The sequence below is a fragment of the Pantoea sp. SIMBA_079 genome, from assembly GCF_046940275.1.
Taxonomy (GTDB): domain Bacteria; phylum Pseudomonadota; class Gammaproteobacteria; order Enterobacterales; family Enterobacteriaceae; genus Pantoea; species Pantoea borealis.
This window is the reverse complement of record NZ_JAWRYR010000486.1, coordinates 1-262: the sequence shown is the minus strand read 5'-3', so window position 1 is coordinate 262 and position 262 is coordinate 1. Positions and strand designations below refer to the sequence as shown.

The window sequence follows — 262 nt, the reverse complement described above, 5'->3', positions numbered from 1 at the left end:
AGCACATCGCCTGCTTCACCGACGACATCTACGCGACGATCGAGCAGATGCGCGAGAAGGGCATTTCCTTCCTCGACACGCCGGAAACCTACTTCGACGTCATCGACCAGCGCATCCCCGAGCACAACGAGGATGTCGAGCGGCTGCGCCGCAACAAGATCCTGATCGACGCCGATCCGGAGACCAAGCAGCGCAAGCTGCTGCAGATCTTCACGACCAACGCGTTCGGTCCGATCTTCTTCGAGATCATCCAGCGCAAGGG

At 59.9% G+C, this 262-nt stretch carries 1 pseudogene; it reads left to right on the top strand.

The features are described 5' to 3' along the window. Positions 1-262, top strand: a pseudogene (locus SB719_RS20900) (4-hydroxyphenylpyruvate dioxygenase); the annotation flags it as partial.